This window comes from Clostridium sp. K04 (genome assembly GCF_019734375.1).
GTDB lineage: Bacteria > Bacillota > Clostridia > Clostridiales > Clostridiaceae > Clostridium > Clostridium saudiense.
On record NZ_JAASHD010000001.1, the window covers coordinates 206,570 to 220,748 of the forward strand.

The 14,179-nt window shown below is 29.2% G+C and carries 10 protein-coding genes; 8 read left to right on the top strand and 2 right to left on the bottom strand.

What is annotated here, in order from left to right; translation table 11 throughout:
* Positions 1-6 precede the first annotated feature (6 nt).
* The 8 genes from HCG70_RS01080 (at position 7) to ligA (ending at position 12,544) form a co-directional block, all read left to right on the top strand.
* Positions 7-879 (top strand): M15 family metallopeptidase, encoded by an 873-nt coding sequence (locus tag HCG70_RS01080; RefSeq protein WP_221697380.1) that lies wholly within the window; start codon positions 7-9, stop codon positions 877-879.
* A gap of 81 nt (positions 880-960) precedes the next feature.
* Entirely contained in the window at positions 961-1,572 is a 612-nt protein-coding gene (locus HCG70_RS01085; RefSeq protein WP_052330695.1) for a DUF6241 domain-containing protein, read from the top strand.
* Between the two features lie 256 nt (positions 1,573-1,828).
* Complete coding sequence (locus HCG70_RS01090) at positions 1,829-3,181, top strand: glucose-6-phosphate isomerase (RefSeq protein ID WP_042399228.1); 1,353 nt, start codon at positions 1,829-1,831, stop codon at positions 3,179-3,181.
* Positions 3,182-3,260: 79 nt separating this feature from the next.
* On the top strand, positions 3,261-3,704 hold the full coding sequence (locus tag HCG70_RS01095; RefSeq protein ID WP_042399233.1) for a YaiI/YqxD family protein: 444 nt from the start codon (positions 3,261-3,263) through the stop codon (positions 3,702-3,704).
* A 170-nt stretch (positions 3,705-3,874) separates the two neighbouring features.
* Complete coding sequence (locus tag HCG70_RS01100; RefSeq protein WP_042399236.1) at positions 3,875-5,872, top strand: triple tyrosine motif-containing protein; 1,998 nt, start codon at positions 3,875-3,877, stop codon at positions 5,870-5,872.
* Positions 5,873-5,994: 122 nt separating this feature from the next.
* Positions 5,995-6,711 carry a pseudouridine synthase gene (locus HCG70_RS01105; protein ID WP_042399239.1) on the top strand — a complete coding sequence of 239 codons (717 nt, stop codon included), beginning with the start codon at positions 5,995-5,997 and terminating at the stop codon, positions 6,709-6,711.
* Positions 6,712-7,120: 409 nt separating this feature from the next.
* A complete protein-coding gene (locus HCG70_RS01110; protein WP_221697381.1) occupies positions 7,121-10,531 on the top strand; it encodes a UvrD-helicase domain-containing protein in 3,411 nt (1,136 codons plus the stop codon).
* A gap of 27 nt (positions 10,532-10,558) precedes the next feature.
* Positions 10,559-12,544, top strand: a complete 1,986-nt coding sequence (ligA, locus tag HCG70_RS01115; protein ID WP_042399244.1) for an NAD-dependent DNA ligase LigA — start codon at positions 10,559-10,561, stop codon at positions 12,542-12,544.
* 65 nt (positions 12,545-12,609) lie between these two features.
* Here ligA and HCG70_RS01120 read toward each other — a convergent pair whose 3' ends face one another.
* Both HCG70_RS01120 and HCG70_RS01125 read right to left on the bottom strand, forming a co-directional pair.
* Positions 12,610-13,455 (bottom strand): IS3 family transposase, encoded by an 846-nt coding sequence (locus HCG70_RS01120; protein WP_243279617.1) that lies wholly within the window; start codon positions 13,453-13,455, stop codon positions 12,610-12,612.
* Positions 13,456-13,472: 17 nt separating this feature from the next.
* The coding region (locus tag HCG70_RS01125; RefSeq protein ID WP_221697383.1) for a helix-turn-helix domain-containing protein at positions 13,473-14,179 on the bottom strand (707 nt) is incomplete at its 5' end.

The following is a 14,179-nucleotide window of genomic DNA, read 5'->3' on the forward strand; positions in this document are numbered from 1 at the left end:
GAGGATATGAATAATAGAAATGAGGTTAATAAATTAAAAATAATGTCCTGTTGGATATTTGTAGTTGTTGCAATTGCATTAGGAATTAGAAACGTAAGTGATAATAATATAGATAATAATAAAAGTAGTGTTAATAGTAGCAAGAAAAATGAAAGTATAGAGGAGATAAATAATAAAGAGGGTTTGTTAGCAAAGTCTAGAAGTCAAGAGCAGAATAAATCTTTTAGTACAGATAGTGATACTTTAAAAAGTAATGAAATTAAAAGATTAGAAGGTATATTGAATGATGAATTATTTATATTAGTAAATGAAAATAATAAACTTGAGGATGATTATGTGCCTAGTACTTTGGTTGAGTCAGATATAGCTTTTGAAGAGTATATTGAATGTAAGCAGTTAGATGAGAGGACAAGTAATGCAGCAAAGGAAATGTTTAATGCTGCGTTGAATGATAATGTTAATCTTATAGCTATTTCTGGATATAGAAGTTATAGCGTTCAAGAAAATTTATATAATTCAAGAGTAGAAGTAAAAGGAGTTGAAAAAACTAGACAATATACAGCTGAGGCAGGTGCATCAGAACATCAAACAGGATTGGCGATTGACATAGTGTGTAATGATTATCCATACTTAGATGAGGGTTTTGAAAATACTGATGCATTTAAGTGGCTATATAATAATTGCTATAAGTATGGTTTTATTCTTAGGTATCAAAAGGGAAAGGAAGATATTACAGGATATAACTATGAACCATGGCATTTTAGATATATTGGAAATGCTAATATAGCTAAAGATATTATGGATAGAGGGATTTGTTTTGAAGAATTTATTAATGAAGTGAATTTTCAAATAGAAGAACTTAAGGGTGTAAGTAACTAGGTAAAAAGTATTTTATTAAATATTAATATGTTGATATTGATTTAAGTTATAGTTAAGAGAAGAAGTGAAAGGAGTATTGATATGGGAAAAGATGAAATGGAAAATAAGGATAAAGAAAAAATAGAAGAATTTAAAACTGTTGATGCAAAAGAATATGAAAATGACTATGAGGAAGATGAAGATGATTATGAAGAAGGAAGTTCTAAAGCAAAAAAAGCTATAATAATTATAATTGTTTTAATATTATCGCTTTCAACTGTTGCTGTTTTATGGGCAAATGGATATGAAATAGTTAATTTTGCTTTGAACAAGGTAAGTGAATCAAAAAATGAGGTAGAAATACAAGAAGAAAATGTTGATAACACAGAAGAGAATATTACAGCTGAAGCTGTTGATATTAACACAATATATGATATGATTCATCGTATGGCAAATACTATAATAATAGCTGAAGATGGTAACATATGGGGAAAAGATGAGATAACTGAAGATAACATAGATAAAGTTTTATATCAGCTAAATGGTAGAGATGAATATCTTGATACAGAATTAAAGAAGTGGAAAGGGTTAGATTTTTCTAATGGTGTAGAAGTTCATAATTATGTATGGACAAAACTTGGTGGAACTATAGGTAAGGCAAAATCGTTAGATGAGCAAAGTATAGAAACTATTGTTAACTCTTTAAGTGAATAATCTAATTATATTTATGAATATAATATATATGGATATGCATATAAGAATTAATGATAAATAATTTATAAATTTCTATAAAAATAAGGAATTTATAGTGTAGGATTACAAAAATTATTTTAGGTCTTGAAAAGTCGGAAAGTAATATCGTATAATGTCGTCAAAATAGATAAATAATTTGGGTTTAAATTGTTAGCATAAGATAAATTATGATATAATAAAAAATGTTAAAAATACCACAATATTCGGAGGTAAAATTATGAAAAATGGTTTAAGTTTAGATTTATCAAAAGTTCAACCATATGCATCTTTGGCTGAATTAGATAAAATGGAAGGTATGGTTAATTTTGCTCACAATACTGTTCATGAAGGAACTGGTGCAGGGAGCGACTTTTTAGGATGGTTAGACCTACCTGTAAATTATGATAAAGAGGAATTTGCAAGAATTAAAGTTGCAGCTAACAAAATTAAAGAAAATTCAGATGTATTAATAGTTATTGGTATTGGTGGATCATATTTAGGAGCAAGAGCTGCTATAGAAGGGTTAACAAATAACTTTTATAATATGTTACCAAATAATGCAAGAAAGACACCTAAGGTATTCTTCGTAGGAAATAACATAAGTTCAACATATATTAGCGATTTATTTGAAGCTATTGAAGGGTTAGATGTTTCTGTTAATGTTATATCTAAATCTGGTACAACTACTGAGCCAGCTATAGCTTTCAGAATGTTCAAAGACTTCATGGAAAAGAAATATGGAGTTGATGGAGCTAAGGAAAGAATATTTGCTACTACTGATAAAGAAAGAGGAGCATTAAAAGGATTAGCTGACACTATGGGTTACGAAACATTTGTAGTTCCTGATGATGTTGGTGGAAGATTCTCAGTATTAACAGCTGTTGGGTTATTACCAATCGCAGTTGCTGGAATTGATATAGATGAATTAATGCAAGGAGCTGCTGATGCTAGAGAAAAATACTCTAACCCATCATTAAAAGATAATGATTGTTATAAGTATGCAGCTATGAGAAATGCATTATACAATAAAGGAAAGAATGTAGAAGTTTTAGTTAACTATGAACCTTCATTACACTATTTTAATGAATGGTGGAAGCAATTATATGGAGAATCAGAAGGTAAAGATCAAAAGGGTATATTCCCAGCTGCTGTTGATTTCTCAACAGACTTACATTCAATGGGACAATTCATTCAAGATGGTAGCAGAATAATGTTTGAAACAGTTCTTAATGTAGAAAAAGCTACAAAAGAACTTACTATAGAAGAAGTTGAAGGAAATATTGATGGATTAAACTTCTTAGCTGGTAAGACAGTTGACTTTGTTAATAAACAAGCATTCAACGGAACATTATTAGCTCACTGTGATGGTGGAGTTCCTAACATGATTTTAAATATTCCAGAATTAACACCATATTACTTTGGACAATTAGTTTACTTCTTCGAAAAAGCTTGTGCAATTAGTGGTTATCTTTTAGGAGTTAATCCATTTGACCAACCAGGTGTTGAAGCATACAAGAAGAATATGTTTGCTTTACTTGGTAAACCAGGATTCGAAGATTTAAAAGCTGAATTAGAAGCAAGACTTAAGTAAGCCTCCAAATTTTATATTTGGCAAGGCGAACTTACTCCTTTGACGATGGGAAAAGGAGTTTACCTTAAGTTTTAGTACAATGAAGATTATTGTTGATGGAGATGCCTGTCCTGGTATCTCCATTATTGTAAATATAGCAAAGGAATATGGATTAGAGCTTATAATATATTGTGATATTAATCACTATATAAATGTAAGCTATGGTGAAGTTAGAATTGTAGATAGTGGATTTCAGAGTGTTGATATGAAGGTTGTAAATGAATGTTTAAGTAATGATATTGTAATCTCACAAGACTATGGTGTAGCTGCCATTTGCTTAGGGAAAAAAGCTAGTGTAATTAGTCCAAAGGGATATATTTATACTAATGAAAATATAGGTGCTATGCTTGAACAAAGACATTTATCTCAAAAGATAAGAAGAGGCGGTGGAAAGACACCAAATGCAAAGAAAAGGTCTTATGAAGATGACGATAGATTACGAAAAAATTTATTATATTTAATAAAAGAAAAAAATATAGGATAAACTGTAGAAAAATATCTATAGTTTGTTCTTTTTTTTATACTTTCATAGACAAATTTCAGTTTTTATTTTGCAAAGTAAAGAGTATAATTTATATAGAAAATTATGTAAAACGATAAAGCTATGTAAAGTGATTAACTTAATTATAGATAATATGGTGAGGGGGAAGAAAAATGAAAGAGGTACTAATTGATTTTGACAATAAAAGCCCTGCTGATTTGAACGAGAGTGTAAATATTACAGCATTTTCAACTGAAAATGATGATGTTGAATATAAATTTATAGAAGGATTAGAAGGAATTTGGAAGCCTATACAGGATTTTTCTAAAAGCAATATATGTACATGGAAACCCTCTAAGCCAGGAAGATACATGATAATGGTTCAAGGAAAATCAACTTCATGTAAGAAATCATACGATTATCTTGGGAAATCAGAATATGAAGTTATAGAAAATGAGAAGTTGATAAAAGAAGTAGAAGTTAATAATAAAATAAGAGTAGGTGAAAAATCTACGATAAGTGTAACTTCTAAGGAAGATTTAGTATTATATAGATTTTGGGTTAATGGAGAAAAGGATTGGGAAATTCTAAGGGATTATAGCACTGAGAGAGAATATATTTTTACTGGAGTTGAAGCTGGCAATTTTGAAATATTAATAGAATGTAAAAAGATAGATTCTGAAAGAAATGTAGATGATTTTACTACTGTTAAGATTGAAGTTAATGAATTAGATAAAATAGAAATTACTAATTTTGAATGCTTAACAAACAATAAGTTAGTAAATGAAGAATTAATTTTTAAGGTGGAATCAAATTATCAGCAAAATAGGCCATTACTATATAAATTTTTGAAGGTAAATAAGGAAGGAAAGGTTATTTGTATTCAAGATTTTTCTTCTAGAAGCATAGTCACGTTTAAAGAAAAGGTTCCTGGTCAATATAAATTATTATGTTTAGTAAGGGATATGTTTTCATCAAAAAGTTTTGATGATAGGGCTGTTATATTATATAACGTTGATCCGTATGAAGAAATTAAAATTAGGAGTTTTAAAAGTGATGTTAAATCACCACAAGCAGCTGGAACTGTTATTAATTTAAAGGCAGATGTTGATGGAGGAAGAGAATTATTATATAGATATATAATAGAAGGGCCTATTTCTGAAGATAGTGGATATATTAGAGGAAATGAGTGTGTTTGGGAACCTAGAGATGAGGGCAAATATAAAATAACATTAAAAGTTAAAGATATTTCATTTGAAGGTGATCATGAGGATATTACTTCTATTCAATATGAAATTTTTAATAAGGGAGAAAAGCCAGTTAGAATATCTGATGTTAAGTGTGATAAGGGCAGAAAGTGTATAATTGGAGATAAAATAAATATTAAAGTAAAAACTGATGGTGGTATAAAACCTCTTTATAAATTTACAATTTATAAAGAAGGAATTCAAAAAGAAAGTATAGATTATGGAATAAATAATTGGATTGATTTTATTCCAGCTGAATCAGGAACATATGAAGTAGATATTAAAGTTAAAGATGAATTTTCTTCAAGGCCATATGATGCATCAACATCATTATTTATAGATGCAAAGGATTATATAGCAGCGGATATTGATTATGTATTATTAAATAGTAAGGAAATTTATTTAGTAGATGATATTATTAATGTTGAAGCAATAGTTAAAAATACTAAAGATGTTTTAGTTAAATTTGTTACAAAGATAAATGGATATGAGGTAGAAAATACTGGATTTGTAACAGAAAAAGCAATAAAAATAAAGCCGAAATGTCCTGGAAAATATTCATTTGTAATTTATGCGAAAAATGTGAAGTCTACTGAAGAATATGATAGTAAAAAAGAGGTTTCTATCTATGTTCAAGAAGTAACTCCTGTTAATTCTACTAAAATACAGCTTTACTCTGATGAATTCAAAATAGGACAAGAAGTAACTTTTGAAGCAACATCACATGGTGGAAAAGAAGTTTGTTATGAATTTTATATTATGATAAATGGAGAATGGGTATTATCTCAAAGTTATAGTAGAAAGAGTTACTATACATTTGTTCCATTTAAAAATGGAAGTTATAGAGTTTTAGTATTAGCTAAGAGTTTCCATAAAGATATTCCTTATGAAGATTATGATACAATAGAATTTGAAGTAAAATAAGAAATGCCGTTTTAATGGAACATTCATATTTTGAAGGTTCTATTGAAGCGGTACTTTTAATTTCTTGCATTTGTGGAATATTAATAATAGAATAAGCTATATAAAGTTTAACGAGGTGTTGTATGGAAAGACTAGATAAGGTACTGTCTAATTTAGGATATGGTACAAGAAAAGAACTTAAGAAAATTTGCAGAAGTGGATTAGTTGAAGTTAACGGAGAAATAGCTAAGGATAGTGGAATGCAAGTTGATCCTGAAAAAGATAAAATAATAATTAATGGTGAAGAAATATTTTATAGAAAATTTATTTATTTAATGATGAACAAACCAGAAGGGGTTGTTTCAGCTACATATGATAACAGAGATGAAACTGTTGTTGATTTATTAGAAATTGATCATCAAGTATTTGAACCATTCCCAGTTGGAAGATTAGATAAGGATACAGTAGGGTTATTATTATTAACTAATGATGGAGAATTAAATCATAGATTAATTTCTCCTAAATGGAAAGTTGATAAAGTTTATTACGCAAAAATAGATAAAAAAGTAACTGATGAAGATGTTGCAAAATTTAAAGCTGGAATTACTTTAGATGATGGTTATTTATGTAAAGAAGCAAAGCTTGAAATATTAAATGCAACTGATGAAGGTTCAGAAGTTATGGTAACTATTCAAGAAGGAAAATTCCATCAAGTTAAGAGAATGTTTGAAGCTGTTGGTAAGAGCGTTGTATATCTAAAAAGAACAGAATTTGGAACTTTACCTTTAGATGAAGATTTAGAAGAAGGCGAATATAGAGAGTTAACAGAAGAGGAATTAGCCATTTTAAAGAGCTTTTAACGAAAGAAAACAAAAAATGATAGAATAACATTCATGATGTTAAAAATCAGCAAGATATTTTTCAAAAATCCCTTGCAATATAATTTTTTCTCTACTATAATATTAATGCAAGGATAAATAAAAGGAATTAAATAGCCCCCTTTTTATTTATTGCTTATTGCTGAAGCGCAACCTGGCCCCAAGGGTTGCGTTTTTTTGCGTTCTTTTTTAAATTTGCAATTTTTGGAGTGGAAATTTGATAAATAAACAGGGTATAAAAACCATAAAATTCCATAAACATACAATTAAATTTTTATTTTAAGGTAATAATATATACTGTTATGCTATAATAAGCTTTAGATAGATTATACGTTCGATTTGATTTTGAAGGTATTTGACTTAGATATGTTTTTGAAGGGAGGATGTTCTTTTGGATTTAAAATCTTTATTAAACAAAGAACAATATGAAGGCGCAGTAACTGTGGATGGACCTGTACTTATTTTAGCAGGAGCAGGTTCAGGAAAAACTAGAGTTTTAACTTATAGAATGGCTCATATGATAGAAGATCTTAATATCTTTCCATATAAAATCTTAGCTATTACTTTTACTAATAAGGCTGCAAAGGAAATGCAGGAAAGAGTTCAGGCTATTATAGGAGATAAGGCCAAAGATATGTGGATTTCAACATTCCACTCTACTTGTGTGAGAATATTAAGAAGAGAAATTGAAAAGTTAGGATATAAAAAGAATTTTACTATATATGATGGAACAGATCAAAAGACACTTATAAAAGAATGTATAAAAATTCTTCAAATTAATGATAAAGAAATTACTGAACAAGAAATAATGGGTAAGATAAGCAAAGCAAAAGATAATATGCAAAGTGCTGATTCTTATTATAGAGAACATGAATCAAACTTTAGGGAAAAGAAGATTGCTGAAGTTTATAAAATGTATCAAAAAAGATTGAAGGAAAATAATGCTTTAGATTTTGATGATTTAATTTGTAAGACTGTTGAATTATTTAAGAAAGATCCTGAGACTTTAGAGTTTTATCAAAGAAAGTTTCAATATATCATGGTAGATGAGTATCAAGATACAAATGGAGCTCAATATGAATTGGTGACTTTGCTTGCAGCTAAACATAGAAATTTATGTGTAGTAGGTGATGATGACCAATGTTTAGTTGAAGGAACATTAATAACTACAAAAGACGGAACAAAGAAAATTGAAGATTTAAAGTGTGGAGATAATATACTTGTTGCAGCTGGTAATGGAGAAACAGCTATTTTACCTATTACTGATATAAGTAAGAAACAGTATACTAATGAAGTAATTAAGGTTAGAACTGTTAATGGAAAGGTAATTAAATCAACACCAAATCATTTAACTTTTGGAAAAGTGGCATTAGAAGAAGATAAGTATTATGTTTACTTAATGTATAAAAATGGACTTGGATATAGAATAGGTCAAACCTCATCTATAAGAAGTAGAGAGAATAAAAATACTAGTGGATTAGCTGTAAGATTAAATGGAGAACAGGCAGATAAGATTTGGGTAATAAAGGTATGTGATTCTAAAGAAGATGCAACTTATTATGAACAATATTATGCTATTAAATATGGAATACCAACAGTGGTATTTAATGCAAGAGGCAGAAACATTGTTTTATCTCAAGAGAAAATAAATAAAATGTTTGAAGAAATAAATACAGTTGATGCAGCAGAAAGGCTTATGGAAGAAGAGTATTTATATAAAGAATATCCACATCATTTATGTAATGCAGTTATAAGGGAAAATTCGGTTAGAAAGAGAGTTAATATAAGCTTCTTTGCTGGTAAAAAATCTATACAAAGGGGATTATATAGCCATAGAATTGGATTAAATTCATCAGGAGAAGAAGAAAGAGAAAAGTTTGTATCTGCTGGATTTAATGTTAGAAATGGTGAGAGAAATACCTATAGAGTAGAAACTGAAAGAGCTTTATATGATGAAGCAGAAGAATTTACAAGAAATTTAGCCGCAGTTGAAGATTTTGAAATATTAAGAAAAGCAAAATTAAGTACTGATAAGAGCTTTATGTTCATGCCAATGGGAAGTTTAAGAGAAGGTATGATAATAGCTGTAAATAATAATGGTGTAATAGAAGAAGATAGAATAGTATCTATTGAAAGAGAATTATATAGTGGATTCGTTTATGATTTAAATATAGATAATGCAAGAAACTATATTGCAAATGATATTGTAGTTCACAACTGTATCTATCAATGGAGAGGTGCAGATATTAAGAATATCCTTGGCTTTGAAAAGGATTATCCAGAAGCTAAGGTTATAAAACTTGAGCAAAATTATCGTTCAAAAGGTAATATATTAAATGCAGCTAATGTTGTTATAGTTAATAATGCAAATAGAAAAAGTAAAGTATTAAGAACTGAACAAGAATTAGGTAGTAAAATTAAAATATATAGAGCGTTTTCAGATAGTGATGAAGGTACTTTCGTAGCAAATCAAATTGAAAAAATAAAAAGAGAGCAAAATAGACAATACAAGGATTTTGCTATACTTTACAGAACAAATGCTCAGTCACGTATATTTGAAGAAAGCTTAAGAAGAGCTGCAATAGCTTATAAAATTGTTGGTGGAACAAAGTTCTATGATAGAAAAGAAATTAAAGACATGTTAAGTTACTTAAAGGTGCTTGTTAATCCTTCAGATAGTATAGCTTTAAGAAGAATTATAAATGTTCCTAAAAGAGGAATAGGAGATGCAACTATACAAAAAGTTTTAGATTTTGCTGAAAGTTATGAATTAACTTTATGGGATGCATTATCAGAAGTTAGAACTATACCAACACTAACAGCGAGAAACTGTGCTGGTATTGAAAAGTTCATGGAACTTATGGAAAATTTAATGATGATATCTGAGACTGTTCCAGTATCACATTTAATAGAAACAATTCTAGAGGATACAGGATATATTAGAGAACTTGAGGCTTCAAAGCAAATAGAAGATAAGAGTAGAATAGAAAACTTAAAAGAATTAGTATCAGATGCTGTTGATTTTGAAAAAACATATGAAGCAGAAAAGAGAAGTGGATCAGCTGATTTTGATATAAATAAAACTCAATTAGAAGCTTATTTAGAAAAGGTATCACTTGTTCAAGATACTGATAAACTTGAAGATGAAGAAGATGAAAATGGAACAGTTGTATTAATGACCATTCATAGTGCAAAGGGGTTAGAATTCCCAGTTGTATTTATGGTTGGAATGGAAAATGGAATATTCCCAGGTCAAGCTTCATTTAATAGTGATGCTGAAATGGAAGAATCAAGAAGACTTTGTTACGTTGGAATAACTAGAGCAAAAGAAACCTTATTTATGACATCTGCTGAAGTAAGAAGAGTATTTGGTAGAACTGTTGCATATCCTCAATCAGACTTTATTTCAGAAATTAAGCCAGAATTAAGAGAATATGTATCTATGACTGGAGAAACAAGAGACTTAACTCAGGGTGCAGCTAAGACACCTTCAACTAATAGATTTAAGCCAACTTATAGTAATCCACATAGTTTAAGAAGTGATTACGGAACATTTGAAAATAGAAACTTTGGTGGAAGTGGGCTATCAAGAACAAATAGTTCAACAAATTCAAATAGTTCATCTTCATTAATGACAGCAGCAGAGGCAACTATGGGAAGAAAAGTTAAGCATAATAAGTTTGGAGAAGGAACAATTGTATCAGTTGCTGATGTTAATGGAGATAAAAAATTAACTATTGCATTTGATAAACAAGGAATAAAGAACTTAATGTTATCAATGGCAAAGCTTGAACTTTTATAAATTGCCATTTAAGAAAGGAAGATTTTAATGGATAAGAAAGCTCGTATAGAAGAATTAGTTGAACTTTTAAATAAATATGCTTATGAATATTATTCTTTAGATAATCCATCAGTTACAGATAAAGAATATGATAGTAAATATGATGAATTAAAGGCTTTAGAAGAAGAAACAGGATATGTACTTCCTTATTCACCAACACAAAGAGTTGGAGATGTTACTTTACAAGGGTTTTCTAAATATACACATAAAGCTAGATTATGGAGTTTAGATAAAGCACAAAGCTTTGAAGAAATAATAGATTGGCATAATAGAAATGTTAAATTTGTAAATGAAATGAATTCTAGAGGCGAAAACTTACCGCCATTAAGATATGTAATAACAAAGAAGTTTGATGGGCTTACTATTAATTTAACTTATAATGAAGATGGAGTAATGGAAGTTGCAGCTACAAGGGGAAATGGTGAAACTGGTGAGGTAGTAACAGCTCAAGTTAAGACAATAAAATCTATTCCTTTAAAAACTTCAAAAGGAGACTTGTTTGAAGTTCATGGTGAAGCAATTATGACTACTGAAGCTTTTGAGAAATATAATGCAACATCAGAAACTCCTCTTAAGAATTTAAGAAATGGGGCAGCAGGAGCACTTAGAAATTTAAATGTTAAAGAAACAGCAAGAAGAGGACTTTCTGCGTTCTTTTATGATGTAGGTTATAAAGAAGGGCAAAACTTTAAAAGTTATGAAGAAATGTTAAACTTTATAAAGGAAAAGGGACTTCCTATGGATGCATATATAAGGTATGCAGACAATCTAGAGGATGTAAAAAAATATATAGACGAAATCAAAGATATGAGATTTGATTTAAATTATGATATTGATGGAGTAGTTATTGCTATTGATGACATAAGAACTAGAGAGCTACTTGGATATACTATTAAATTCCCAAAATGGGCAATTGCATTTAAGTTTGAAGCTCAAGAAGCTACGACTACATTATTAGATGTTGAATGGAATGTTGGTAGAAGTGGAAGAGTTGGACCAACAGCAATACTTGAACCAGTAGAACTAGCAGGGGTAACTGTAAAAAGAGCAACTTTAAACAACATGGATGATATTAAAAGAAAAGGAGTAATGATTGGAGCAGAAGTATTCATAAGAAGATCTAATGATGTTATTCCAGAAATTATGGGTGTTGTAGAAGATTCTCTAGAAAATGCTACTGAAATAAAAGTACCAGAAACTTGTCCGGCTTGTGGAAGTCATTTAGTTTTAGATGGAGCACATTATTTCTGTGAAAATACATTATCTTGTAAGCCGCAATTGGTAAAAAGTATAGTTCATTTTGCTTGTAGAGATGCTATGAATATCGAGGGATTCTCAGAAAAGACAGCAGAGCAATTGTTCGAAAAACTAGATATTAGATCAATAGCAGATTTATATAAACTTAATTTTGATGAACTATTAACTTTAGATAAATTTGGACCAAAGAAGGCTCAAAATCTTTTAGATGCAGTTGAAAGAAGTAAAACACCAGAATTATATAGATTTATATATGCACTTGGAATTCCTAATGTAGGAGTTAAAACTGCTAAAGATTTAGTAAATAAGTTTAAATCTATTGAGGGATTAAAAAATGCTACATTTGAAGAGTTAATTTCAGTCCAAGATGTTGGTGATATAGTAGCTAAATGTGTATTAGAATTTTTCCATGAAGAAAAAGTATTAAATACAATAGAAGAATTATTCAATTTAGGAGTAAAACCTATATTTGAAGAAACTGTAATAGTAGAGAGTTCTTTTAATGGTAAGACAGTTGTAGTAACAGGTACATTGCAAAATTACTCTAGAGGTGAAATAAAGGCTAAACTTGAAGGTTTAGGAGCTAAGGTTTCAGGAAGTGTAAGTAAAAAGACTGATTATGTTATTGCAGGAGAAGAGGCAGGTTCTAAATTGACTAAAGCTCAAGATTTAGGAGTTACTGTTTTAACTGAAGAAGAATTTGAAAAAATGATTTAGACATAAAAAAGTAGTTACAAATTTGAACTGCTCCCTGTCAAGTAGACAGGGTAAATAATAAAAAATTATGATGCTAAGGTATGACTCCTATATTCAAGCGGAGCCATGCCTTTTAGCTTTTTTTGTATTCTTTTTGTATTATAAAATTCTATATATTCATCTATAGCTTTTTCAAGCTGTTCGTAAGTATGAAACTTTTCTAAATAATACATTTCAGATTTTAATATTCCCCAAAAACCTTCCATAGGTCCATTATCAATACATCGCCCAACTCTAGACATACTTTGTTTGGCGTTAATAGCATCTAGCTTAAGTTTAAAGCTCTTACTTGTATATTGAAATCCGCGATCACTATGAAATAGTGGCGTTGCCGTCGGATTAGTTATAACAGCTTTATCTAGTGTATCAAAAACTAATTTATTATTATTAGAAGTACCTAATACATAAGAAACGATGCTATTGTCTCCAAGATCTAAAATTGCACTTAGATAAGCTTTTGTTCCGTTAGTTAATTTAAATTCTGTAACATCAGTTAACCATTTTTCATTAATATTTTCAGTTATAAAGTTTCTGTTTAATAAATTTTCAGCAGTTATTTGAGGGGTACTATGAACATATCTCTTTCTCTTCTTACGAATTACAGCAGACATATTCATAGATTTCATTAATCTATAAATACGTTTATGATTGTAATTAGAACCTAGAGTTTTATTTAAATTTAAAGTTATTCTTCTATAGCCATAAATACCTTTTACCTCAGAATATATCTTAATAATTTCATTCGAAATTTCTTTATTTTCTTTATCTCTTTGAGTTTCTTTTCTATTTAACCATTTATAATATGAAGATCTACTAATCCTTGCACATTTGCATAATTCAGATATCGAATATCCAGACTGGTTAAGCTCCATAATTGCTATATATTTATCTACCTCCTTTCGATTTCGTCTAACTTTTTTAAGAAATCATTCTCCATTTTTAAACGTCTATTTTCAGCTTCTAAAAGCTTTAATTGTGCAGCAATTTTCTCAGATTCGCTTAAGTCTTCAATTTTTTTACGTTTACCGCGTCTGTCGACTAGCGCTTCATATCCACTTCGATTATATTTATTAATCCAAGTATAAATTTGCTGATAAGAAACCTTATATTTATTTGCAGTTAAATTATAGTCGTTAGCGTTAGCAATACAAAATGCAACTATTTCTATTCTTTCTTCATATGTAGTTTTTCTTCCGTTAGTCATAATATGATCTCCTTTGTTATTATGAGATTTACATGTTTTATGACATTTATTATACTTATTTATCCATTGTGTGAGAATACCTGTACAGGAAAGATTATATTTTAAAGATATATCTGCTAATGAACCTTTTCCATTAATATAATCTTTAACTGCACTAAGCTTGAGCTCAGAACTATAATGAGTGTTTTTCTTAATGGTTTTTAATCCTTCCGGGCCGAAGGCTTTATATTTACGTATCCATCCCTGAATACTACTTGGATGTAATCCTAATTCTCTGGCTATAGCTATTTGAGATATATTTCCATTTAAATACTCTTCTATAAATTTAAATTTAATTTCATATGATATCTTAGCTTTTCTTCCCATAAAAATTGCTCCCTCTATAGTAATGA

What these genes read in the sequence shown, in the direction of transcription:
- HCG70_RS01080 (WP_221697380.1), top strand. Translation starts at nt 7, where the DNA reads ATGAATAATAGAAATGAGGTTAATAAATTAAAAATAATGTCCTGTTGG.
- HCG70_RS01095 (WP_042399233.1), top strand. Translation starts at nt 3,261, where the DNA reads ATGAAGATTATTGTTGATGGAGATGCCTGTCCTGGTATCTCCATTATT.
- HCG70_RS01105 (WP_042399239.1), top strand. Translation starts at nt 5,995, where the DNA reads ATGGAAAGACTAGATAAGGTACTGTCTAATTTAGGATATGGTACAAGA.
- HCG70_RS01120 (WP_243279617.1), bottom strand. Translation starts at nt 13,455, where the DNA reads ATGGAGCTTAACCAGTCTGGATATTCGATATCTGAATTATGCAAATGT.
- ligA (WP_042399244.1), top strand. Translation starts at nt 10,559, where the DNA reads ATGGATAAGAAAGCTCGTATAGAAGAATTAGTTGAACTTTTAAATAAA.
- HCG70_RS01090 (WP_042399228.1), top strand. Translation starts at nt 1,829, where the DNA reads ATGAAAAATGGTTTAAGTTTAGATTTATCAAAAGTTCAACCATATGCA.
- HCG70_RS01100 (WP_042399236.1), top strand. Translation starts at nt 3,875, where the DNA reads ATGAAAGAGGTACTAATTGATTTTGACAATAAAAGCCCTGCTGATTTG.
- HCG70_RS01085 (WP_052330695.1), top strand. Translation starts at nt 961, where the DNA reads ATGGGAAAAGATGAAATGGAAAATAAGGATAAAGAAAAAATAGAAGAA.